A 22,033-nucleotide genomic window follows, 5' to 3' on the forward strand; every position below is an offset into this window, starting at 1 on the left:
GCTTTTATTTTTGGGTATACTTATTGATATGTTTTTCCTATAAGGAGAATTAAAAATGACAGATTTCAACAACAAAATCAACGTACAAGACTTAGGAGACAATAGCAATACGCCACAGGACTTCTATGATAACTTCCGTGAGAAATTAAATAGCGTAGAGCAATTTCCAGCATTATATACCTTCAAATTTATTTTAAAGGCAGATGCCGACAAAATTGAACAGGTTAAAACAATCTTTGTACATCCGAGCACTAAATTTGCAGAGAAAGAATCTTCAGGGGGTAAATACAAATCCATCACCGTAGAAACTTTCGTGACAAATGCGGAGGAGGTCATCAATTACTATAAAGAGGTTTCGAAAATCGAATCCGTTATTATGTTATAAAAAAAAGGCTGTCAAACTGACAGCCTTTTCTATTTAGAATATGTTCCTTATGCTTGAGGAGCTGGTTTTTCACCCGCTGGCTTATCACCTGCTGGTTTATCTTCACGTGGAGGACGCGGCAATAATACTTTACGAGAAAGCTTCATCTTACCTTGTTTATCCACATCCAATAATTTAACCGTTACCATATCACCTTCTTTAAACACACCGTCCATCGTCTCTAAACGTGTCCAGTCGATCTCAGAAATGTGTAATAAACCATCTTTACCTGGCATGATTTCAACGAATGCACCGAAAGCCATAATAGACTTCACTTTACCTTCATAGATTTCACCAATCTCTGGTTTAGCAACAATATTTTTAATGCGTGTTACAGCAGCATCGATAGATGTTTTATCATCCGCGAATACTTGAACGATACCTTTACCATCAACCTCTTCGATAGAGATTGTAGCACCTGTCTCACGTTGCATCTCTTGGATAATTTTACCACCGGGACCAATAACAGCGCCAATAAATTCTTTATCAATTGTTAAAGAGATAATACGTGGTGCATGTGGTTTATAATCCTCACGTGGAGCAGCAATCGTTTTCTTCATCTCACCTAAGATGTGAAGACGCGCTTCTTTAGCTTGATCTAAGGCTTGTGTTAACACTTCCCATTTCAAACCATTAATTTTTAAGTCCATCTGACAAGCAACGATACCTTTTTCTGTACCCGTTACCTTGAAGTCCATATCTCCCAAGTGATCTTCATCACCTAAGATATCAGATAAGATAGCATATTTCCCTGTTTTCTCATCTGTAATTAAACCCATAGCAATACCAGAAACTGGTGCTTTCAATTTAATACCAGCGTCTAACAAAGCTAATGTTCCAGCACATACTGTTGCCATAGATGAAGAACCGTTAGACTCTAAGATATCAGAAACGATACGGATCGTGTATGGGTTTTCAGAATCAGCAGGTAACACTTGCTTCAACGAACGCATAGCTAAGTTACCGTGACCAATTTCACGACGACCAGCACCACGGTTAGGACGAACCTCACCTGTAGAGAATCCTGGGAAGTTGTAGTGTAAGATAAATTTGTTATATCCGTGGATAAAAGCACCATCAATCATCTGCTCAGCATCTTTAGCACCTAAAGTAACAGATGTTAATGATTGTGTTTCACCACGTGTAAATACTGCTGAACCGTGTGCTGCAGGCAAGTAATCAACTTCAGACCAGATAGGACGTACTTTACGTACATCACGACCATCTAAACGGATACCTTCATCTAACACCAAGTTACGAACAGCATCATACTGTACATCATGGTAATATTTTTTAGCTAAGAACTTCGTTTCTTCATCAAGTTCTTCACCTAATGTCTCAAAAAAGGCAGCACCAATTTCAGCGAATTTCTCGGAACGTTCACCTTTAGTAGATCCTGATTTAGCGACTGCATATACTTGATCGTATGTTGCTGCATAAGCTGCATCACGCAATTCTAAGTTTGAAGGCTCGTGGTTGAACTCACGTTTTTTCTCTGCACCAACTAATCTAGCCAATTCAACCTGACCAGCAACTTGTTTTTTAATAGCTTCGTGAGCGAAAGCAATAGCTTCTACCATTTCTTCTTCAGAAACTTCTTTAGCTTCACCTTCAACCATCACGATATCATGCGCAGAACCAGCAACGATACACTCTAATGTAGCGTTTTCTAATTCTGAAAGCTTAGGGTTGATTACCAACTGACCATCGATTTTCGCTACGCGAACTTCAGAAATTGGACCGTTGAATGGAATGTCAGAAACAGCGATAGCCGCAGAAGCTGCTAAACCTGCTAATGCATCTGGCATAATATCTTTATCCGCAGAGATTAATGAAATCATAACCTGCGTATCTGCATGGTATGTCTCCGGGAATAAAGGACGTAAAGCACGATCCACAAGACGACAGATTAAAACCTCATAGTCTGATAATTTTGCTTCACGACGTAAGAAACCACCAGGAATACGACCTGTAGCCGCATATTTCTCTTGGTAATCTACAGACAAAGGAAGGAAATCTACCCCTGGTTTTGCATCTTTGTTAGATACTACTGTAGCTAACAACATAGTATCTCCTTGTTTCAATACAACTGAACCGTCGGCTTGCTTCGCCAACTTGCCAGTAGACAATTCGATTGGGGCCAAATTGCCACCTAAATCAATTGTAACTTTCTTTTCGTTATAACTCATTGTTTTTAAATTGTGATGCACGTTTCATCTTTCTTATAATGCATCAAGTTTTATGACCTTTAAAATCATACAAAGGTAAATAAAATTTATACGATATAGATGAGCTTCTAAAAAAAGGATTCCCGTATTTTTTAAGCTGAATATATTCTTATTTCCTAAAAAGCAGAGAAGCCATTTACTTGCGTAAATGGCTTCTCTTTTTACTTTACTAAAAGCTTACTTGATGATATCACGTAAACCTAGACCTTTGATGATCGCACGGTAACGGTTAATATCTTTTTTGTACAGATAAGCTAATAATGAACGACGTTTACCTACTAACATTTGTAGTGAACGTTGTGTGTTAAAATCTTTTCTGTTTTTTTTCAAATGCTCTGTTAGGTGAGCAATTCTCTTAGTGAATAAAGCTACTTGTCCTTCAGCAGAACCAGTGTTTGCTGCTGCACCTGCAAATTCTGCGAAGATATCAGCTTTGTACTCTTTACTTAAATACATTCTTAAATAATATTAAAGCGTTAAAAAATAAATTAATTGCCTGCAAAGGTAAGCTTTTCTATCTACAATTGAAAGAACTTTACGATAGACTAGACTTTTACATAAATTTTCTTCTTATCCAACACATAGCAAATAGCCCACATCAACGTTAAAAAACATAGCGAAAACACAAAAGAGCCAACTTCTGGCGGACCAGGTACAGCGGCACAAATATGTTTATAAAACCAAGTTAACGCCGTTGTATAGTTCACCTCTCCGGCATCATTAACACCATCAGCAAAAGGGAACAAACCTAAAAAGCGTGGTAACAATCCACTCAACACAAAAATGAATAGAGAATTCTTACCAAAAACATCAAAAAATTTCGTCAATCCGTTCTTCACCCCTTGCACCTCAATAAACCAAATCATCCCCGCGATGGTCATTACCCCCAGCCCTGTGGTATATAAAACATAGGAGCTTGTCCATATTTTTTTATTAATAGGAAAACCCAGCGACCAAGTCCAGCCCAACACAACCAAGATAAAACCCGTAACCAACAAACCAGCCATCAGTTTAAAATGAGGCTCTTTAGAAACAGGAACTTTAGGCCATATCCAACTAACCTCTCCTTGATTTTTTATATATACGCCTGCCAAATAACCAAACACCACTTGAATAATAGCTGGCAACGTACTCATTAATCCTTCAGGATCAAAAGGAACTCCCTCCCCTTTATACATATGGGCTACGCCCAATATTTGCTGATCGATAGCTGTACCAAACCAACCTTCTAAACTATATGGGTCACCCGTACCTAAGAAAGCACAAAGCCCCCAATAGGCGAACAATAACAAGGCTGAAATGCGAATCAACTGCTTCGGCTTAAAGTAATAGGCCAATACAGACGCAAAGAAATAGGCAATAGCTATACGCTGTAATACACCGAAAATACGGATACCACGCTCCGGATTCGATGAATTCACCCACTCCCTAAATTCCAGCTGATCCCCCACCCACTGCACAAAAGGCCACCAGTTTAAAAACAAACCGATTGCAAAAATTAAAACCGTGCGCTTAATGACTTTGCGCCAAAAGGTAGCATCGCCTGCTTCTTGCAATCGCGGAATCACAAAGGACATCGCGTTACCAACAGCGAATAGAAAAAAAGGAAAAACTAAGTCAGTAGGCGTACAACCATGCCAAGGGGCGTGTTTTAACGGAGCAAACATATGCGCCCACGTCCCGGGGTTATTAACCATAATCATCAAAGCGACCGTAGCCCCCCGAAAGACATCTAAAGAATAATAACGTTGTTTCATAATTAGGTTTGTTAAACGCTGTCCTATTATGCGCTCTGAAAAGCTATAGGTGAACAGCCTATTTAAGAAGTAAAGGTACTAAAAGTCTTCACTTTTACTATTTTTTAAACACGCATAAACAAACTATTGTGCATTATATATACCAAACATGCATAATCGCGATATTATGCAGAAATAGAACCTGATTGTTACACTATTGTATTTCCTCTTTAAGTAGCAAACTGTAAATAAAAAAGACAATTATTTCTTTATAAGACAATAAAATTAAAACAACAAAAACACTTAAGGCCAATAAATTACAAGGACATAAAAATAATTTATTAAAATAAAAGAAAACATCAGAACGAGCAATCTTCCTGCTATTTTTTAATAAAAAGAAGAACTTTTTATTTTTTTTAAAAAAGATTTGGAATTTTAACAGCTTTTAACATAACTTTAATAAAATTTTAATCCTAAATAAACACTTTTCAATTCGCATGGAAAAACCGAAAAACAGATTTAAAGAGATGATTATAAACTCGTTGTACTACAACAAGTCGCATTCCATCTCAGAATTAAGTCTATTAATTGGAAAGAGCATTCCAAGTACGACTAAAGTGTTGAACGAATTAGTACAATCCCAACTTATCATTGAAGCTGGTTATGCTCCTTCTACTGGTGGAAGAAGACAAGCGCGTTATATCATTAATACCGAGATCAACCGGTATATGCTTGCCGTTGCGATGGATCAACATTATGTAAGTGCTGTTTTATACAACCTTGCTAATATTGAAATAACACCGGTTATCCAACGCAAAAATGATCCCGAAAATACTTTTGAGCATTTAGTAGAAGTAATTAAAGAGGTGATATCACACCGTCCGGAGGCTAAAGACCATATCCTAGGCATTGGCATTAGTATGCCTGGCTTCGTTGACAACACACTAGGAATCAACAGCTCCTATGAAGAGGGCGATTCAAAACTATATAATATTGAGAAAGAGATTGAGGATATTTTTGAAATCCCAACCTACATAGAAAATGATTCCACAGCCATCGCTATCGCTGAACAGAAATTTGGTAAAGCACGCGATGTATCGCACGCCTTAATTATCAATATCAGTTGGGGAGTAGGCTTAGGAATTATTGTAGACAACAAGCTTTTTCGGGGCTATAGTGGCTATGCTGGCGAATTCAGTCATATTCCGCTTTCAGATAGCAACCTTCTTTGCTCCTGTGGGAAAAGAGGATGCCTAGAGGTGGAAGCTTCCCTCGCGGCAGCGCTCCGCTATGCGGAAGAAAGATTGCTGCAAGGCGAAAAATCAAAACTTGCCGAATACCTAGACAATGACCAATTAGAAGATAGTGCATCTCTAATACGTGCCGCTTTAAATGGAGATCAACTAGCTATCTCAGCCTTAAGTAAATCTGGCTATATGCTAGGCAAAGGCATAGCAACGTTGATTCATATCATGAACCCTGAAAAAATTATCCTTAGTGGGCAAGGTGCTGAAGCCGGCCAATTTTTAATGCCACAAATTCAGAGCGCCATTAATGAATTTTGTATACCTAGAATTTCACAAAAGACAAGCCTCGAAATTTCAGAACTCGGCAGCACCGCACAACGTGTAGGCTCTGCCTGTGTCGTACTCGAGTACTCTTTGTCCAAACTTGTAAACAACAATTAATAAACAATAACAATGAAACAGTTTTATCAAACTAGTTGCGCCATGTTGGTAGCGTCGACGCTGTCGATATCGGCAGCTTTCGCTCAGCAAACTGTTACGGGGAGAGTAACAGATGCAAACGGCCCGTTGTCTGGGGTCACAGTAACCATACCGGGAACTGCCAAAGCAACACAAACCGACAATGCCGGTAATTTCACTATCCAAACGAACAAAGGAGAGAAATTACGCTTTACAACGGTAGGTTACGCGGTACAAGAAATCATAGTGTCCGATGCTAAAACGATTAGTGTACTCCTTAAAGGAAACGATTCTACAATCGACGAGGTCGTTGTAACAGCAATGGGTGTAAAAAGAGATAAAAAATCTTTAGGTTATTCTTTCCAAGAGATTAAAGGCTCAACATTAACCGATGCACGTGAAAACAACTTAGCGAATGCTTTATCCGGTAAAGTGTCCAGTTTACAGGTTATCAAAGGTTCTAATGGTCCTTCGTCTTCATCTAAAATCGTTTTACGTGGTTTTAACTCCTTGACAGGAGATAACCAGCCTTTAATCGTAGTCGATGGGGTGCCGATGGATAACTTTTCAGGCTCTAACAATAATGATTATTGGAACCCTAGCCCCGATATGGGTAGTGGTTTAGGAGACCTAAACCCAGAAGATATCGAGAGTATGTCTGTCCTTAAAGGCGGTGCTGCATCAGCTTTATATGGCTCTAGAGCTTCTAATGGTGTGATTTTAATTACTACAAAATCAGGTAAAGCAAAAGATGGTGTAGGAATTTCCTACTCCACCACAACAGGTATTGAAAATATTTTTATAACACCTAAGCTTCAAAGCGATTTTTCACAGGGTGATGGAGGTAAATATGGTCGTTTATCAGGTTCATCTTGGGGTGCGAAAATTGAAGGTCAAGAGGTTGATATGTGGGATGGTTCAAAAACAAACCTAAAAGCATACGACAACATCGGTAACTTTTTTAAAACAGGTTTCAATACGACACAAAACGTTAACTTTCAACAAGCGGTATCTGACAAAGTAAATGTATACTCTTCAGCAACGTACTTACATGACAACAGTAAGACACCGGGCATGAAGTTAAACCGTTTGAACTTAATTAACAGAGTAAATGCTAAATTTGGTACTAGAAACCAATGGTCTACCGATGTTAAAGTGCAGTACATGAAAAACATGGCCTACAACAGAGCCTCGGGAGGTCAAAACCCAGGAAACTATTATGCACAAACACTGTTATTCCCTCGTTCATTAGACTTGACTCAATTTGAACCTGGGATGGACCAATTGGGTGTAAAACAAAACTGGTATCTAGAAGATTCTGGCTTAAACCCATACTGGGCAGTACATAACAAATTAAGCAGTGATACACGTGACCGTTATTTAATGAATGCCACGGTGAAATATGACTTCAACGATTGGTTAAGTGCAGACATTCGTATTGGTACAGATAACTATTCGACAAAAACGGAAGGAAAGACTTATACAGGAAATCCACGTATTGACAACTCTTATTCTTCTGGAGTAGATAAATTCCATGAGAATAACTATATCGCAAGTATCCATGCTAGAAAAGATAATATTTTCGGTAAATGGGGTGGTGCAGCTTCCCTATACGGGCAAATTATGGAAACCAATAGATATTCTATGGTAGGTTCTGCAGGTAAGTTACGTGTTCCTAATTTATTTACATTAGGAAACTCTGTTGGAAACCCTGCGATTAATGAATCAATTAGTAAAAAACAAATCAACTCTATCTATTCTAGTTTAGAAGCAAACTATGATGGTTTCTGGTTCGTAAACTTCACAGCACGTCAAGACTGGACATCTGCTCTTCACAAAGATCATAATACTTATTTTTATCCATCAGTAAGTACCTCTTTGGTTCTTTCGGAAATGATTAATAAGTCTGGAGGCACTATGCCGTCATGGTTTAATTTTGCTAAAATTAGAGCTTCTTATGCACAGACTGGACGCGATATGACACCATACCAAATTTTCAATACCTACAAAATTGAAAATGATCCAAACAACAATACTGTTGCATCTAAACGTAGTGTTCGTTATGATCAAAATGTGGTTAACGAATTGCAAAAAAGTATTGAGTTTGGTTTTGAGACACGTTTTGTAGATAATAGAATCGGAGTAGATTTTGCGTATTACAAAAACAATTCAACAAACCAATTGATTGACATACCGATGAATGATCTTTCAGGTTATGGTGCTTTCAAAGCAAACGCAGGAGATATCTTAAACGAAGGTTATGAATTAGTTTTGAATTTTGATGTATTAAGAAATACACCATTAAAATGGAATATTACAGCCAATGCCTCAACGAACAAAAACAAAATTCTTGAATTACATAGCGAAGTTAAACAACTTACCTTAGGTGGATACGATAACGTTTTAATCCGTGCTGCTGAAGGTCAGCGTTATGGAGCAATTTATGGAACAACCTTTTTACGTGTTGAAGACAAAAACAGCGAATTCTACAACCAATTGATTTTAAACACGCAAACAGGTTTACCACAAGGTAAAACTGCTCTATCTTTATTAGGAGATCAAACAGCTCGTGGTTTAGTGGGGATTACCAACTCCTTTGCCTATAAAAACTTCGGATTAAGCTTCCAAGTAGATGGCCGTTTTGGCGGTAAATTTTTCTCTGGAACGCAACAAGCATTACAAGCCTCAGGATCTTCTGCTGAAACAGTAGTAAATGGTGAAAGAAATAACTTTGTTGTAAATGGCGTGGTTTTGAAAGATGGTCAATATGCAGCCAACACAACTGCAGTATCACCAGAAAACTATTGGGTTGCTGTAGCAACATCAACAGGGAACTTAGGTATTACAGAACAAAATTTATATAACGCTACAAATATCCGTATTAGAAATGTATCCTTAAACTATGCTATTCCTTCGAAGAACTTAAAATCTTCAATGGTTAAAAGTGCAAAATTTGGGATATCGGTAAATAACCTGGCGATGTTAAAAAGCTATGCTAATGGTGTAGACCCTGAATCCGTATATGCTACTGGTTCAAACGCAGTAGGTTTTGAAAACCTTTCATTTCCTACATCTAGATCGTTTTTCTTAAACATTGCTGTAGGCTTCTAAACTGAAAATCATGAAAACTAAAACTATTTTATCAAAAATATCTGTTCTTCTTTTGTTAGGTGGACTTTCGAGTTCTTGCTCTAACTTTGAAGATCTTAACACGGACCCGACTGCGGCCAACGAACAACAGGTAAAACCTGAATACTTTTTAAATAACGCTATTATTGGTGCACAACAGGACCCACATATTTCTGAACGTATCTTTATTATCTATTGGAAAAATGTTGCGCGTCAAAACTACTCCAATGGGTTAAACATGGGTAGTGACAATGATAGCTATAACAGCGATTATTGGAGATATCTATCTGAATGGCTAAACAATGCCAATACTGCAATTGAAATTGCAGACAAGAAAGTTGCGAACGGTACTGCAGATGCTTACAATGAAAATGTTAAGCAAGTGGCACGTATATGGAGAGCTTACTTACTAAGCGAACTAACAGACAACTTCGGTCCTGCTCCAGTTACAGCATTCCAAGGAGTAAACCCAACATTCGACCCAGTAAAGGATGTATACTACTACATGATTGAGGAATTAAAAGATGCCCAATCGAAGCTAAACTTGAGTATTAGTGGAGCTGCAATTAAAGATTATGATGCCTCTTATGGTTATAACTGGGAGAAATGGCAACGTTATGCCAACTCTATGCGTATGCGCTTAGCGATGCGTATGTCAGAAGTTGACCCGGCTAAAGCTAAAACTGAGTTTGAAGCTGCTGTTGCGACAAATTTATACATTAGCAATGCCGATCAGAACTTTAGTGTGCAAGAGAAAGATGGATGGAATCCTTTGGCAGGTGTGATGAGTAGAGCCTATACGCAAATGATTTCTGCTACAATGAATAACCTGTTTATTGGTCTTGGTGGTATCAATACGGCGGATCAATTTACAAATGCAGACATCAAAGCGAAAGTTAAGCCAGCGAATGACATGGGTATCCGTTACCTGAATAACTTCTCGACCATGTCTAACGACCCTTCACAAGGTTATTACTTAGATGGTTTACCGAATAAAATGGATCCGCGTGCTTACAAAGCCTTCTTCCTACCGGGTGACGTTGCAAATCCAGAGTACTGGTCTTTAGCAACAAACCAAGCGGCAACAATTAAGGTGTCAGCTACACGCACGGATCAATTAGACACGAAATATACATGGAACAGTTTCTCTACAGGAACGTGGGGTGCTAAAGCATCTGACATCGTATTAAGAGGTCAAAATGGTCGCCAACCAGGCATGATTAACAAATTTAGAAATAGCTCACAAAGAAGAATTTTCTTCGCTTCTTGGGAAAGTTATTACCTGATTGCTGAGGCAGCGCTAAGAGGTTGGGCGACACCAATGTCTGACCAAGCAGCCTATGAGCAAGGGGTGAAAGATAACTTCGCATACTGGGGAGCATCTAACTATGTTTCGCAATACTTAGGTTCAACAGACTACAACCGTGCAGGTACTTCGGTGAAGTATGACCACGTAACAGAACCAGGAGCGACGTTCACCGCAAACTATGTAGATGCCTATACAGGCCAAGCTGGAACAACGCAAATTGCTTACCCTTCGAATACCATTTACAAAGACGGTAACGTTAAAAATGATAAATTAACAAAAATCATTACGCAAAAGTATATTTCAGCATTCCCTTACTTGCCTTTAGAAGCATGGAGTGATCACAGAAGATTAGGTTTACCATTCTTCGAAAACCCTGCTGTAGAGCAACCGATGGCAACAATGCCGCAAATAAACGCGTCAAACTACACGAAAAACCAGGTTAACTTCTTCCCTCAACGATTAAGATACCCTTCGTCTTTCCGTAATGCCGATCCAGAAAACTATACAAAAGCTGTTTCTCTTCTTGAAGGAACAGATGACATTTTCACACCACTTTGGTGGGCGAAAAAGAAATAATACACGCCTTTAACAATAGAAAGACCCGAGCATGCTCGGGTCTTTCTTATTTACGGAGACCGCTAAATTGCGCTTTATTATGTATATTTAAGTTTAACCTTCTTGTTATGAAAAGAACCTTAATTATCCTGCTTCTACTCTTTACTATGCACGCAAGCTGGGCGCAGCCAAGCCCATCAACAGTACGTACAGACTGGTTTGAAGATGCCCGATTTGGGATGTTTATACATTGGGGATTATACAGCGGTGCCGAAGGATTATGGAAAGGCGAACCGCTACGCTATCTCAACAACTATGCAGAATGGATACGTTATAGAAACCGCATCAGTAAGGAAGAATATGGAGACCTAGCTAAGCGTTTTGTTTGGGATCAGATAAACCCCGAAGAGTGGGTAATTCAAGCAAAGAAGGCAGGCATGAAATATATTATTATCACGAGCAAACACCACGATGGCGTAGCCCTTTGGGATACTAAGGTTGGAGACTATTCCTTACCCAAACTATCGGGCACAAACCGTGATGTTATCAAAGAGATTGCTGATGCTTGTCGTAAGCACAACATGAAACTTGGTTTCTACTACTCACACTGGATAGATTGGGAGCATCCCTACGCTTGGGACCATAACCAAGAACTCAGCGGACATGTTACCGATGCACAGTTTAACCAATACTGGCAAGAAAAAGCCATTCCTCAGCTACGCGAGCTCCTCACCAATTATGGTGATATCGCCCTGATGTGGTTTGATATGTGGATTCCCTACCAGCAGACTATTTTCAAGAAAGAACAACTCGAACAAGCGGCAGCACTTATCCGCGAGTTACAACCCAACTGCTTAATCAATTCTCGCTTAGGGCTGCCGACGGACGCTAAACACGTAGACTTCGAAACCTTAGGCGACAATCAATTTGGAAGCACCTACCTAGACCATCCTTGGGAAACACCAGGCACCATTGCCCACTCTTGGGGCTATAGTGGTTATGAAAAAGAATGGAAATCCACCGGACAACTTTTCGAGTCGTTAATTAGCAACGTCGCCCTAAACGGAGGTTTCACGTTAAACATAGGTCCACGTGCCGATGGAAGTATTCCCTACGAAAGCCAAAGTCGACTACATGACTTAGGTACATGGCTTTCAAAATATGGGGAAGCTGTATATGGAAACACTGGGATAAAATTAGCAGTAAACCAGCACGATTGGGGAAAAATAACACGCAAGAAAAATACAAACACGGTCTATCTCCATGTTTTCAACTGGCCGTTAGATCGTATCCTACGTGTGACAGGCATCAACACTAAACCAACCAAAATAGAGCTACTCCATGGAGATAAAGCACAAGAATTAACATTTGACCAAAATGGGCCGCTATTGCATATCAACTTACCTAATCAAGCAAGCGACCCCTATGTTTCTGTTATTCGCCTGAGCTATACAAGCCTAACACTAGCCCCTACCCTTGCCGCAGAATCTACCTTTGGGGGCTTCGCTCTTAAAGCTAGCAATGCGCTATATTCTGAAAGTTTGGCTATACAGCCTTACGATGGCACCAGACCGGCCTACATACGCAGTGTTGGAAAAACCTTAAGCTGGGAAATGTACCTCCCTGAGGCAGGAGAATATAATGTTGATCTATCCGTTCATAATCCGGATGAAAAAACAAATCACATGACGATAGTAGCCGATAAACAAACGCTAAAGGCAGAAGTCGCCCCTGGCGGAAAAGTGGTCGTAGAGCCCAATCAGCATAACTATACCGATGAATTCATCGATGAGCACATCGGAACCCTTAAAATCACTAGACCAGGAATCTACAAAGTAGAATTCCAATCACAAGACGACCAAGCACTATGGGTCAATAGAATTTGGCTACAAAAGAAATAATAAACAACAAAAAAAGGGAAGCATAAATACTTCCCTTTTTTATTATTTTAAAATCTTTATTTCAAACGTTCTTTAGCTTTCATAATTGCTTGAGCAAGCTCTTCGGAGCGATGTGAACCTATTATATAGGTCAATCCGTCCTTATCCGTTAGCCAAACAGCATCTTTACCGCCAGAGTAGAAGCGAATTTTTCCATTTTTATGCAAGTTATAAACCGGATTATTAAATACAAATGTACTGTACGGCTTACACTCAACTTTTTCAATATTATACAAATCAATCTTCACCAACTTAGAAGACCAAAGCCCACTTAAAATCAAATTCTTTCCATCAACCACCGTCTTATAATGCACCATGTAAATCATGATGAGCGAGACAATGATGACGCCAACCCCAACAATAAAAAATAACTGACGGGATGGTAAATCCTCCAAATTCAAATAATAAGCTACAAAACAGAACAGAACGAGAATCATACGTACGCTAATCCATGTCGCATCACGTCCTAAATATTGCTTTTCCTGAAATAGAAATTGTGTACTCATAATATCATTTGACAACTAATGTAAACACTTTTTTTGTTCTTTCGGTTATCTTGTACCGATTATCGAGACGATATGGCACTAACCAAACAATTTCTCCATTACCGTTCACCAATAATGGCACTAGTCTTTTTTCAAAAAGACTAAGCTTCTGCTGAACAAAAAAATCACTTAACTTCTTACGGCCAGTCATGCCCAAGGGGATAAAAAAGTCGCCCTCCTGCCAATACCGCAGCTGCATAGGAAAGACCAATTTGTCTGCATCAAGTTGCACGATATGCGTATCGCGCACCAGCGCTGTATCATCCGAGATAGTCGCATGAAAGGACCTTCCCGCAAAATACCAAGACACTTCGCCATCAAGGAGAGACAAGGTATGAGCAGCCTCCTCCTGGTGAACTGTGCGTATATACAACATTTCACGGTCTAATAGCAGTTCATGGCTCGATGAATGGAAGATACGCCCAGATTCACCATCCCAGCAGGATAGCACATCCGACAATACCTCCTTTGAAAAACCATAGGGCCGAAAAAGCTCAAACCATAACGGCAAATTATGAATATATCCCTGCAAATCGGTCTTACGCACATTTACTAATCCACCATCAGCATCCCTAAAAATTTGCTCCCGCAGCGGATCAATGAAAGAGGCTAAGAGCGTTTGCGCTTCTTGAAAATGCTGAATATTACGCGCCATGATATCCTCAAAATCGGGAGCTATTTTCTTAAACTCCGGAACGATATCCAAGCGAATCTTATTGCGAGCATATTTTGTTGAAAAATTTGACTGATCATCACGATAAGCGATTTCCAACTCCTCCATAGCAGCCGTCACCTGCGCAGAAGTCAAAAATAACAAAGGGCGAACAATCCTTCCACGCTTTGGGAGAATACCTTGCAACCCAAGCAGGCCAGTGCCACGTGTAAGATTTAGTAATACAGTTTCTATATGATCATTCTTATGTTGCGCTACGGCAATCCAATCGGCACTAACCTCTAGACGCAGCTCTTCAAACCAAGCATAGCGTAAATCACGTGCCGCCATTTGTATCGAGACATGCTCTTCCTCGGCATAACGCTTGGTATCAAAATGCTTAACAAAAAGGGGAATCTGTTTAGCATCGGCAAAGCCACGTACTAAAGCTTCGTCCAAATCAGAATCTTCACCACGCAACTGGAAGTTACAATGCGCAAGTATACAGTCGAATCCAGCATCCTGAAAAAGATGCGCCATTAGCATAGAATCGCGACCGCCACTTACCGCCAACAAGACCTTATCCTGCCGTTGAATACCGACTGTATGCGTTACGAAAGACTGAAAATCTGCTAGCAAACCCATATCCAAAGTTAAAACAATAATCCTGCTAATGCGTAGGGAGGATTAAAATTTTGACCTTAACAATTTTTTGCTATTTAATTAACTATTTTTGCCTCGTGAAGTATTATTTAGCCCTTTTATTCAGCCTTTTTAGCATGACCTCCTTGTGGGCACAAGATGAGGTTAGAATTGTATCATCTACCCGTGGTAATATCACCGAGCAAAATAGCTTGAGTAGTATTAATCCTGTTTATAGCCACAAGGGCCATACCATGTCTGCCGACAGTGGTATCTTTTATAAAGATCAAATAGGAAGAGAGTTTTTTGAAGCCTTTGGTAACATCGTTATCCACCAAAGTACAGGAACCCTTATTTATGCAGATAAATTGCATTACGAAGCCTCTACGCAAACAGCTACGCTTTACAATAATATTCGTATGGTCAATCCTAATTCGGTGTTGACAACAAATAACTTGGTTTACAAAATGCGTGACCGCGTAGGTATCTATACCGGCGGAGGACGTATCGTAAGTCAAGCCGATACCATAACGTCAAAAACAGCCTATTACTTTGAAGACACGCAAGATGCCTACTTCCGCAATAAAGTAGTCGTTCGTACACCAGATGTTAAAATATATACCGATAGTATGCTGTACAACGGGATAAGCCGTGTCACCAATTTCTATGGGCCAACCAATATCAAGGGAAATAAAGGAGAAAACTTATACACCGAGAAAGGTAATTACAACACCGCAACCGGCGTAGCACGCTTCTCGAAGAACAACTTATACACGGAAGGGTCACGCTTCTTAAAAGGCGACAGTCTTTACTATGAACGTCAATCCGGAACTGGTAAAGCCTTCAAAAATGTAGTATTCGTCGACACGACGGATAAATTTTACGCCTACGGCGGATATGGACTGTACAACCAAGGAGACAGCTCCATCACCATGACGGAAAATCCATTGATCATTACCGTTGTTAAAAAAGACTCTGCTGATAAATCAACACCAGATAGTATCGCGTTCAAAAAAGAAACAGAGCTTAATAAAAAGGATAAAAAAAGTAAAGATAAAGCCGATAAAGAAATGGTTTTGACACAACAGGAAGAGCTCGATAAAGACGGTAAAAAAACGACTAAAGAGCTTCCTAAAGGCGCAGCTGTTGTTCCGCCTGCGGAGGATAAAAATAAGCTGGTCGCTTACGACTCTGTCTATACGACGGCAGATACCCTTTATTCTAAAGTTATTTTCCTGAAAGACTATAAACCACTTCATTTCAATTTAGACAGAAATGGCGGTGCCCTTGAAGTGGAAAAAGAACAGGATTATGGTGATGATGAAGACGACGAGGAAAATGCTATTGATATAGATTTACCAACAGATAGTAGCGCTACAGTAGCCATCGATAGCCTGCCGAGTAAAGCAATTGCAACCGCAGCAAAGACTGCTCAAGTAGTAAAAAAGAATGTAGCACCGAAAGCAAAAGGTGCCGCTATTGTTAAAAAGACAAATGACTCGCTTAGCATTGACAAAACGCTAAAGCAAGACTCTATACTTCGTCAAAAAGCGGTTATTCCAGCTTTAGCGGAAGCAGACAATCAAATTACGAAGGCATTGGCCATCGCTAAGACTCCCGATTCAACAATGGCTCTGGTGGGTAAGGATTCGGCCTATCGCGATACGGCACGAACACGTATCATCAAAGCCTACCACAATGTACGTCTCTACAAATCGGATTTACAAGCCGTAGCGGACTCCGCTTATTATGGAATGGCCGATTCGATGTTTCGTTTTATGGGAAAACCGATGATTTGGTCGCAGGGGTCACAGATTGCTGCAGACACGATTTATATGCAGGCGGTAAACCAAAAGTTGGATAACGCCCTACTTATTGGCAATGCTTTCATGGTAAATGCCGTATTGGACAGCTTGAAGTTCAACCAGCTTAAAGGTCGAAAAATAACAGCTTTCTTTGCCAACAATGCGATTGAAAAAATATTCGTCGATGGTAATGCCGAGAACCTCATCTTTAGCACCAATGATCAAACGCACACCATCACGGATATGTTTCACGACCGTGGCTCACGCATCAAGATTACGATGGAGGATAAAAAGATTATCGACTACATCACCGTCCGCAAAGTAGATCAAAAGGTATATCCATTTAAACTGGTCACGCAAGAAAATGAAGTACTCCCCGGATTTATTTGGCGACCGCAAGACCGGCCAACTTCCAAAGAGGATATGATGCATCGCAAGAGAGGCGTAGAGAAGGAAGCGATAAAACCTACAGCTGATGGCCAAAACAAAGCGGAAAATAACGCTATAAAAATCGAAAAGAAAAAAGAAATAACGCTTGAAGAAGAAATAGAAGAAGACGAGAAAACGAAAGAAGAAACAAGCGTAGAAGAGAAAAAAGAAAAAGCCAAAGAGCTTACCAAATAAAAAAATAAGCGATCCTCAAAAAGGGTCGCTTATTTTTTTAGCCGGACTAACTATTTAAGAAATCGGCTAATTTACGCACCGCTATAGCGCGATGGCTAATCTGATTTTTCTCTTCAGCAGTCATCTCCGCAAAAGTCTTTGTATAACCATCAGGAATAAAGATAGGGTCATAGCCAAATCCTCCTTCTCCCCTACGTTCTGTGATGATAGTACCTTCGATACTGCCTTCAAAGAAATGTTGTTCACCGTCCAAATAAAGCGATATAACCGTCTTGAAACGTGCTGTACGCTCTGGGTTATCCAATAAGCTTTCGAGCACAAGGTCAATATTCTTTTCCATGTCTCGTGAGCCAGAATAACGTGCTGAATATACACCAGGAGCATTATCCAAGGCATCAACCTCTAGACCGGAGTCATCACCGAAACAAGAAACAGCATACTTACGAACTAAATAATCCGTCTTCTGCTTCGCATTCTCTTCGAAGGTTTCTCCCGTTTCGGGAATATCGTCATGACAGTCAATATCTGTAAGCGATTTAATGACAAAACGGTCTCCAACAATCGCCTGCACTTCTTCTAATTTGTGGGCATTGTTAGTAGCGAAAACTAATTCTAACATAAGGTTTGGTATTTAAGGTATAGGACTATACCGATAAAAAACTTTTAAATTCGCCCCAAAAGGCTTTCTTTTTTGCAATATCGGCAAACATCTCCTCGAAACTAAAAGTATTGAATACCGTAGCAATCTTACCTTTCATATACGCATTATGCGCAATGGCAGGCAGCTTCAATGAAGCAGGTTCAACACCTAGCAGAGTAATTTTCTTGGGTTGGAAGAAAGCCATGATTCGCTTGAAATCATTCGGATTATGTGCATTAGCCAGGTTGACAACAGCTACATTTTGCAAGTTCAACTGCAAAGCACCAATGGTTTTCACGAAAGCCTCTTCCGCCGCAGGCGAAAAATAAGGATAAGCAGGGTAACGCAAAATAAACAAAACACCCGTTGATTTATCTCCCTGATAGATAAACTCTTCCTGTTCCGAGGTCACTTGAGGCGTGGCTACAGCAGTGTCAGCGACGGCTATAGCAGCTTCAACAGCAGGTGCCACCGACAAATCCTCGCCTGTTGAGAATAAGGCTTCAGACATGAGTGCTTGTAAAGCTGCAGGATTACGAGTTAACAGGTTTTGCATGACAACAGAAATGAAAAGCAAGAAAAGAGGTGCCTGCTATATACAGGCACCTACTTGAATATTATTGACCTAAAAGGTATGCAAAAATCAATGGAGCAACAATTGTTGCATCAGATTCGATAACGAACTTAGGTGTATCGATATCTAATTTACCCCAAGTAATTTTCTCATTTGGAACTGCACCAGAGTACGAACCGTAAGAAGTAGTAGAGTCAGAAATTTGACAGAAGTACGACCAGAAAGGAACATCTTCCCATTCTAAATCTTGGTACATCATTGGAACAACACAGATTGGGAAGTCTCCAGAGATACCACCACCAATTTGGAAGAAACCAACACCTTTACCTGAAGAGTTCTCACGGTACCATTCTGTTAAGTAAATCATATACTCAATACCAGATTTCACGGTACTAGCTTTCAATTTACCTTTGATAACGTTAGAAGCGAAGATATTACCTGTAGTAGAATCTTCCCATCCTGGACAAACGATAGGTAGGTTTTTCTCAGCAGCAGCCACAATCCAAGAGTTCTTAGGATCGATTTCATAGTATTGCTCTAAGATACCAGAGTTTACCACTTGGTATAAATACTCATGTGGTAAGTAACGCTCGCCTTTAGCTTCTGCTGCGTGCCATACGTCTTCCAAGTGTTTTTGTAAACGACGGAATGCTTCTTCCTCAGGAATACATGTGTCCGTAACACGGTTATAGTGTTGATCCAACAATTCGCGCTCTTGTTCCGGCGTTAAATCACGGTAGTTCGGAACACGTTTGTAGTGCGAATGTGCAACAAGGTTCATTACATCTTCTTCTAAGTTTGCGCCCGTACAAGAAATAATTTGGACTTTATCTTGGCGGATCATTTCCGCTAAAGAAATACCCAATTCAGCTGTACTCATCGCACCACCTAAGGAAACTAACATTTTACCACCTTCTAATAGGTGTGTTTCATAACCTTTTGCCGCATCTACTAATGCCGCAGCATTAAAATGCAGGTAGTTTTTCTCTATAAATTGAGAAATAGGACCTTTTTGTGTAGTCATAATCTTTTATTTTCAGATACAAATACAAAGGTACATAATCGGAACGATATGCTAGGGGGAAATATCTATTTCATCCAGCTATTTAACCGGTCGTAGTCCCTACAATTAGGCCTCTAAAGCCGAAGATTTACGAATCAACAAATTGGAAGGGAGAATTACATGCTGAGGCTCCTCGGGTTCCTCGCCAGCAATCAAACGATCTAGCAAGAGTGTCGCCGCCGCTTCACCAACCGCTTCAGCAGGCTGCGTAATGGTCGTTAAACTAGGATTTAAAAGCTGTACAATTTCTAAACTCGAATAGGCAACCACCTTCAAATCCTCTGGAATACGGATATTCAACGCTTGACAAACATAGTACGTAGAAAAAGCTAACCGCTCAACAGAAGCTAACACCCCATCGGGTTTAACCTCCCGAAACAGGCTTTCCATTCGCGTAGCATTCTCCGCATAGGCGTGTGCACAATCCACGATAAGCTCATCCAAGACGGGCAAACCATTTTTTTTCAAGGCATCTTGATACCCTTGAAGCCTTGTTTTACCAATAGAGTGTTCTTTATTGACAACCAGGTAGGCGATACGCTTGCAGCCGTTTTCTAGCAAATGCTGTGTTGCTGTATAGCTACTTTCGTAGTCATCGGTAACCACTTTAGGCAAATTCACATCGGCATAAGTACGGTCGAACAACACAATAGGAAGACGATTGACATCTATATTTTTCAAATGCGCCGAATCGCCAGCAGCCCCAGATACGGACATTAGCACGCCATCTACTCGACCATTAGAAATACTATTTAGGAAGTCTTTTTCTTTCTGTATATCACCATCGGTAGTATAAACCAACACATGATAATCTTTAGCCTTCGCTACCCGCTCAACACCGCGAATAATCTGTGAAAAAAAGTTGTTACCCAATTCGGGGACCACTACGGCGATAATCTTACTCTTTTGCTTGCGCAAATTACTCGCATAATGATTCGGGCGGTAATTCAGCTCTTCGGCTACTTTTAAAATACGCGCACGCGTTTCGGGTTTAATATCACTACTACCCATAAATGCCCGCGAAACAGTAGATTTGGATAGGTTTAAGACTTTGGCTAGTTGGATAATATCAATTTTGGTCATAATTTAGATTGCTTCAAAAGATGAAGACTTTAGTATGCTGCATAAAATTAGCAACAAATGGGTGTTAAATCACCCACTTATCGCATGTATCTAAAAACTCTTGTTTGATGGAAGCACCGATACCTATAGCATCAGAAACCGAAACGTGGTAACCAGTATACTGCACTCCACCTTCTACAGGATCTTCCAAATGGCCAACCATACAGGTGTCAAGATCAAAAAACTTAACGTTAGGTGCAGCATAGGCAAAATGCACTTTAGCCGCTAAAGCCAAACGCGACTCCAACATACCGCCTATCATACAAGGAATCTGGTACTCTGCTGCTACAGCCTGAATAGCTAAAGCCTCATGAATACCGGAAGACTTTGAAAACTTAATATTTATATAATCGCAGCCATCTGCTTTACATAAACGTTCAGCATCATGCTGGTCGTAAACAGACTCATCTGCCATGATAGGAATCACTGTCTGCATTCGAAGTTCCACGAGGAAACGGTCGTCATAAGTACGCATCGGTTGTTCACAAAATTGGATTTTATAAGGCTCCAAACCTTTTAATGCTTCCAAAGCACCGTCAAACGACCAACCCTGATTGGCGTCAATACGGATAGGAATATCAAAACCTACCGCTTTGCGTATCGCTTTAATGCGTGCAATATCATCCTGAGGGGCTTTACCCAATTTCACTTTCAGGGCGAAAGCACCACCATCCTTTAATACCAGCGCTTTAGCAGCCATCGCCTCCGGCGTATCAATACCGAGGGTAATATCCGTCATAATCTCGCGACGCTCCCCTTTCAAGAATTTATATAAAGGCAAACCAGCATGCTTAGCCGCCAAATCATATAAAGCCATATCAAAGGCCGACTTAATCGTTGCATTACCCGCGATATACGCATGCAGCTCTGCTAAACGTTCTGCTAAAGCTAAAGGATCTTTACCTTTCCAAATTTTAGCAAAGTCTTGCGCTACGGCAATACATGTATTTTGAGTTTCACCAACAATCATTGGGAAGGCTGAACATTCACCAACACCGATCAAACCGCTGTCAGTAATCACTTGTATATAGGTATTTTGTGCGTAGTCCATCGTACCCGTTGCAATGACAAAAGGTTCCATTGGAATGCTCAATCGATAAATTTCTACGGATGTAATTTTCATGGTTAGTAAAAAAGCATTTTTTTGCTAAATATACAAATACTACGACAAGAGTAGGCAAAGAAAATAGCAGATTCATCGCCCCAAAGAAGATTATTCTTTCCGCTTATAGCCGCTAAAGTATCCTGTTCGCTAAAATATCCCTTGTTACTGAACGATATTTCCATTTTAACAAAGAACACCAAAATAAATACAATAATAATGGTAAACACAAATATA

16 protein-coding genes are annotated in these 22,033 nt (G+C 40.1%); 6 read left to right on the forward strand and 10 right to left on the reverse strand.

The window, feature by feature from the left end; genetic code table 11:
* Positions 1 to 55 precede the first annotated feature (55 nt).
* On the forward strand, positions 56 to 385 hold the full coding sequence (locus WH223_RS02120) for a DUF493 domain-containing protein (protein WP_340045875.1): 330 nt from the start codon (positions 56 to 58) through the stop codon (positions 383 to 385).
* A 47-nt stretch (positions 386 to 432) separates the two neighbouring features.
* Here the strand turns inward: WH223_RS02120 and pnp are convergent, their stop codons facing one another.
* From pnp to WH223_RS02135, 3 genes are all read right to left on the reverse strand, one after another.
* Entirely contained in the window at positions 433 to 2,613 is a 2,181-nt protein-coding gene (gene pnp / locus WH223_RS02125) for a polyribonucleotide nucleotidyltransferase (RefSeq protein WP_340045876.1), read from the reverse strand.
* A gap of 216 nt (positions 2,614 to 2,829) precedes the next feature.
* On the reverse strand, positions 2,830 to 3,108 hold the full coding sequence (gene rpsO, locus WH223_RS02130) for a 30S ribosomal protein S15 (RefSeq protein ID WP_340045877.1): 279 nt from the start codon (positions 3,106 to 3,108) through the stop codon (positions 2,830 to 2,832).
* 89 nt (positions 3,109 to 3,197) lie between these two features.
* Positions 3,198 to 4,409 carry an acyltransferase family protein gene (locus WH223_RS02135; RefSeq protein WP_340045878.1) on the reverse strand — a complete coding sequence of 404 codons (1,212 nt, stop codon included), beginning with the start codon at positions 4,407 to 4,409 and terminating at the stop codon, positions 3,198 to 3,200.
* Between the two features lie 476 nt (positions 4,410 to 4,885).
* Between WH223_RS02135 and WH223_RS02140 the strand changes: the two genes are divergently transcribed.
* The 4 genes from WH223_RS02140 (at position 4,886) to WH223_RS02155 (ending at position 12,988) form a co-directional block, all read left to right on the forward strand.
* Positions 4,886 to 6,076, forward strand: coding sequence for an ROK family protein (locus WH223_RS02140; RefSeq protein WP_340045879.1), 1,191 nt, complete (start codon positions 4,886 to 4,888; stop codon positions 6,074 to 6,076).
* A 12-nt stretch (positions 6,077 to 6,088) separates the two neighbouring features.
* Positions 6,089 to 9,205 carry a SusC/RagA family TonB-linked outer membrane protein gene (locus WH223_RS02145; RefSeq protein WP_340045880.1) on the forward strand — a complete coding sequence of 1,039 codons (3,117 nt, stop codon included), beginning with the start codon at positions 6,089 to 6,091 and terminating at the stop codon, positions 9,203 to 9,205.
* A 10-nt stretch (positions 9,206 to 9,215) separates the two neighbouring features.
* Complete coding sequence (locus WH223_RS02150) at positions 9,216 to 11,108, forward strand: SusD/RagB family nutrient-binding outer membrane lipoprotein (protein ID WP_340045881.1); 1,893 nt, start codon at positions 9,216 to 9,218, stop codon at positions 11,106 to 11,108.
* A 107-nt stretch (positions 11,109 to 11,215) separates the two neighbouring features.
* On the forward strand, positions 11,216 to 12,988 hold the full coding sequence (locus tag WH223_RS02155; protein WP_340045882.1) for an alpha-L-fucosidase: 1,773 nt from the start codon (positions 11,216 to 11,218) through the stop codon (positions 12,986 to 12,988).
* A 56-nt stretch (positions 12,989 to 13,044) separates the two neighbouring features.
* On the opposite strand, the gene WH223_RS02160 is transcribed toward WH223_RS02155, so the two are convergent.
* Positions 13,045 to 13,533 (reverse strand): hypothetical protein, encoded by a 489-nt coding sequence (locus WH223_RS02160; RefSeq protein WP_340045883.1) that lies wholly within the window; start codon positions 13,531 to 13,533, stop codon positions 13,045 to 13,047.
* 4 nt (positions 13,534 to 13,537) lie between these two features.
* On the reverse strand, positions 13,538 to 14,869 hold the full coding sequence (gene tilS / locus WH223_RS02165) for a tRNA lysidine(34) synthetase TilS (protein ID WP_340045884.1): 1,332 nt from the start codon (positions 14,867 to 14,869) through the stop codon (positions 13,538 to 13,540).
* Positions 14,870 to 14,964: 95 nt separating this feature from the next.
* Here tilS and WH223_RS02170 point away from each other — a divergent pair, with 95 nt between their 5' ends.
* The gene (locus tag WH223_RS02170; RefSeq protein ID WP_340045885.1) at positions 14,965 to 17,295 is read left to right on the forward strand and encodes an OstA-like protein; all 2,331 of its coding nucleotides are present in this window, start codon (positions 14,965 to 14,967) and stop codon (positions 17,293 to 17,295) included.
* 46 nt (positions 17,296 to 17,341) lie between these two features.
* Here WH223_RS02170 and WH223_RS02175 read toward each other — a convergent pair whose 3' ends face one another.
* The 5 genes from WH223_RS02175 to WH223_RS02195 form a co-directional block, all read right to left on the reverse strand.
* Positions 17,342 to 17,914: a non-canonical purine NTP diphosphatase gene (locus tag WH223_RS02175; RefSeq protein WP_340045886.1), complete on the reverse strand. Its 573-nt coding sequence runs from the start codon at positions 17,912 to 17,914 to the stop codon at positions 17,342 to 17,344.
* Between the two features lie 25 nt (positions 17,915 to 17,939).
* Complete coding sequence (locus tag WH223_RS02180) at positions 17,940 to 18,491, reverse strand: hypothetical protein (RefSeq protein WP_340045887.1); 552 nt, start codon at positions 18,489 to 18,491, stop codon at positions 17,940 to 17,942.
* A gap of 61 nt (positions 18,492 to 18,552) precedes the next feature.
* Complete coding sequence (locus WH223_RS02185) at positions 18,553 to 19,533, reverse strand: deoxyhypusine synthase family protein (protein WP_340045888.1); 981 nt, start codon at positions 19,531 to 19,533, stop codon at positions 18,553 to 18,555.
* 105 nt (positions 19,534 to 19,638) lie between these two features.
* The gene (locus tag WH223_RS02190) at positions 19,639 to 20,655 is read right to left on the reverse strand and encodes a LacI family DNA-binding transcriptional regulator (protein WP_340045889.1); all 1,017 of its coding nucleotides are present in this window, start codon (positions 20,653 to 20,655) and stop codon (positions 19,639 to 19,641) included.
* A 64-nt stretch (positions 20,656 to 20,719) separates the two neighbouring features.
* Positions 20,720 to 21,817: a mandelate racemase/muconate lactonizing enzyme family protein gene (locus WH223_RS02195; RefSeq protein ID WP_340045890.1), complete on the reverse strand. Its 1,098-nt coding sequence runs from the start codon at positions 21,815 to 21,817 to the stop codon at positions 20,720 to 20,722.
* Positions 21,818 to 22,033: the final 216 nt, after the last annotated feature.

The organism is Sphingobacterium sp. MYb382, assembly GCF_037572665.1.
GTDB lineage: Bacteria > Bacteroidota > Bacteroidia > Sphingobacteriales > Sphingobacteriaceae > Sphingobacterium.